Annotated in this window: 2 protein-coding genes; both read right to left on the reverse strand. The window is 61.6% G+C overall.

The window, feature by feature from the left end; all coding sequences use genetic code 11:
* Positions 1 to 257 precede the first annotated feature (257 nt).
* Positions 258 to 2,216, reverse strand: coding sequence for a MacB family efflux pump subunit (locus OC71_RS08580; RefSeq protein WP_041067192.1), 1,959 nt, complete (start codon positions 2,214 to 2,216; stop codon positions 258 to 260).
* Positions 2,217 to 2,218: 2 nt separating this feature from the next.
* On the reverse strand, positions 2,219 to 3,367 hold the full coding sequence (macA, locus tag OC71_RS08585; protein WP_041067195.1) for a macrolide transporter subunit MacA: 1,149 nt from the start codon (positions 3,365 to 3,367) through the stop codon (positions 2,219 to 2,221).
* Positions 3,368 to 3,433 lie beyond the last annotated feature (66 nt).

Here is a 3,433-nt window from a genome sequence, read left to right on the forward strand (position 1 = left end):
AACATAGAATCTCCCACAGTTGGAATGAGTGCATTCAGTGGGAGGTTGGTCGGCTTGTAGGCCGTCATCGCTGGCAAGCCAGCTCCCACCATTTGACCGAGTGCATTCAGGTGGGAGGTTGGTCGGCTGGTAGGCCGTCATCGCTGGCAAGCCAGCTCCCACAGTTGGATTGAGGGCGAAAAACAGGGACGGGGTCATGACCCGTCCCTTTCGATTTGTGCGTTTAAGGCACGAGCCCGGCCAATCAGCTCCGGCAATCAGTCCCGCGCCAGCGCCTCGATCGGGTCCAGGCGCGAAGCATTACGCGCAGGAACGAAACCGAAGACGATGCCGATCAGCGTCGAGCAGATCACCGCCGTCAACACCGAGGCCATGGAGAAGACCATTTCCCATTCCTTGATGAACAGCGAAAACAGGTGGCCGATGGCGTACGACAGGGAAATGCCGATGGCCCCGCCGAGCAGGCAGACCATCACCGCCTCCACCAGAAACTGCTGACGAATGTCCGACTGCCGTGCGCCGACCGCCATGCGAATGCCAATCTCGCGGGTACGCTCGGTGACCGACACCAGCATGATGTTCATCACCCCGATGCCGCCGACCACCAGCGAAATCACCGCGATCAGCGACAGCAGCAAGGCCAGCGAGCGGCTGGTTTTCTGTACGGTCTGCATCACGCTGTCGAGGTTGTTGGTGTAGAAGTCCTTGATGCCGTGGCGTTGCAGCAGCAATTGGGTGACATGATTTTCCACGACTTTGCTCGACTGGCCGTCCTTGATCCGTACGCTGATGCTGTCGAGAAAACGTTGGCCCAGGATACGCCCGGCGGCGGTTTCGTAGGGCACCCAGACGTTGAGGGTTTTGCCTGAGGCAAACAGGTTTTTGTTCTCGGCCGCCACGCCGATCACCGTGCACGGCAGGTTGCCGATCAGGATCACCTGCCCCAGCGGATCGACGCCCTCGGCGAACAGCCGATGCCGAGTGTTGTAATCGATCACCACCACCTGCGCCTGGCGCCGCGCATCGCTTTCGCTGAAGGTAATGCCCGCCTCCAGTTTGATCCCACGCACCTGAAAGTACTGGTCGCTGACGCCGTTGATCTGCGCGTCGAGGTCGATGTTGCGGTAACGCAGGAGCATGCTGCGGCCGACCACCGGGGTGGCGCTGTCGACGTAATACAGCTGATTCAGCGCGGTAACGTCGGCCGGCACCAGTGTCTCGATCGAGGCGGCGCGCTTGTCGCCGAAACTGCTGCCGGAATAGATATCGATGGTGTTGCTGCCGATTGCCGAAATGTCCTTGAGCACGTAATTTTTCGCGCCCTCACCGATCGCCGAAATCGACACCACCGAGGTGATACCGATGACGATGCCAAGCATGGTCAGCAAGGTGCGCATGCGGTGCGAAATCAGCGCCACCCAGGCCATGTTGAAGGCCTCCTTGAACAGCCCGAGGCTGGCCACCAGGCGGCGGGTCGCCGGTGGTTTGGCCGGCACCTGCTCTTCGTCCGACAGTTGCCCGGTGTCGCGCTGGTTGCGCCGGTCGCTGAGAATTTCGCCGTCGCTGACTTCGATGATGCGCTCGGCGTTGGCCGCGACTTTCGGGTCGTGGGTCACCAGAATCACCGTGTGCCCGGCTGCGTGCAGCTCCAGCAGAATGCGCATCACCTCCTTGCCGCTGGCGGTGTCGAGGGCGCCGGTGGGTTCGTCGGCGAGAATCACTTCACCGCCATTCATCAAGGCCCGGGCGATACTCACCCGTTGCTGCTGACCACCGGAGAGCTGGCTCGGCCGGTGGGTCAGGTGCCCGTCGAGACCCAGTCGCGCCAACAACTCGCGGGCGCGGGCGTGGCGTTGCGGCGCGGGAATGCCAGCGTAGATGGCCGGCATCTCGACGTTGTGCATCGCGCTCAGGTGCGGCAGCAAGTGATAGCGCTGGAAGATGAAGCCGAAGTAATCGCGGCGCAGTTCGGCCAGCGCCTGATCGTCGAGGTCGCGGGTCTCCTGACCGTTGATCCTGTAGCTGCCGGCGGTGGCGTAATCGAGGCAGCCGAGGATGTTCATCAGGGTTGATTTGCCGGAGCCGGAGGCGCCGATGATCGCCACCATTTCTCCGGCATTGATCGTCAGGTTGATGTCCTTCAGCGCGAGAAACTCGCGGTCGCCGGCAGTGAAACTGCGGGTGATGCCGGTCAGTTGCAGTAACGGCTGCGTCATGCTCAAGCCCCCGCCACGGCGGGCAGCGGATCGCCGATCACCACCCGCTCGCCTTCATTCAGGCCCTGATTGATCTGCACTTTGACGTTGTTGTTGATCCCGGTCTGCACGTTGCGCGACTGCGCCTGGCCCTTGGCGTCCAGCACCCGCACCGGAAAGCTGCCATCGGCATTGCGTGGCCCGAGCGCGGCCACCGGCACGGTCAGCACCGATTGCGCGGTATCAAGGACGATACGCACCTGCGCGGTCATCGAGATACGCAAGCGATGGTCGGGATTGGGCACCTCGAACAGCGCGTTGTAAAACACCGCAGTGTTTTGTTTCGGGGTGCCGGCCGGCGGCGTTTCGAGGAAGTTCTGCGGCGCTGGTTCAGTACCGCGCAGCTTGCCGTAATAGCGTTTGTCCTCGCCGAGAATGGTGAAGTACACCTGCTGTCCCGGTGCGATATGGATCACGTCCGCTTCCGAGACCTGCGCCTTGATGGTCATGGTGTCCAGATCCGCCAGTTTCAGCAGGATCGGCGCCAACTGGTTAGCGATCACGGTCTGGCCTTCCTGGGTGACGATGCCGACCACGTCGCCATCGATGGGTGCGACGATCCGCGTATACGCGAGGTTGACCTTGGCGGTGTCGATCTGGATGTGCGCACTCTTGATCTGCGCGTCCAGCGACAACAGATTGGCCTGCTGCACCTCGTAGTTCGATTGCGCGGTTTCAAAATCCTGACGCGAGATCGACGCGTCTTCCTGCAAGTTCTGATAGCGCTGGTAAATCGCTTTGGTCTGCTTGAGCTGGGCTTGCGTGGCGCGCTTTTGCGCCTGCAGGTTTTCCTCATCGACCTGCGCCTGACGCAGGGTGTTCTGCAGCACCAGCGGATCGATCTCGGCCAACCACTGGCCCTTCTTCACCTTGTCGCCAACCTTGACCTTGAGCGACTTCAACTGCCCCGACACCTGCGCGCCGACATCCACTTGCTTGACGCCTTCCAGCAAACCGGTGGCGAGCACGGTGTTTTCGATGTCCGTGCGTTCGACCGGCGCCGTCTGGTATTTCGGCGCTTCGGCCGGGGCCTGCACCGTGTACAGCACCAACCCGGCCACCGCCGCCAACGCCAACCCCATACCGACTTTGCGCAACTTCGACTTTTCCATAAATAACCACAAGTCCGTTCAGGGATGGACCCGGCCAGCGGCCGGGCCTTGATAGAAAAACCACAC

The organism is Pseudomonas sp. W15Feb9B (assembly GCF_000828175.1).
GTDB lineage: Bacteria > Pseudomonadota > Gammaproteobacteria > Pseudomonadales > Pseudomonadaceae > Aquipseudomonas > Aquipseudomonas parakoreensis.

Coding starts and splice junctions, on each gene's coding strand:
- OC71_RS08580 (WP_041067192.1), bottom strand. CDS start 2,216: ATGACGCAGCCGTTACTGCAACTGACCGGCATCACCCGCAGTTTCACT.
- macA (WP_041067195.1), bottom strand. CDS start 3,367: ATGGAAAAGTCGAAGTTGCGCAAAGTCGGTATGGGGTTGGCGTTGGCG.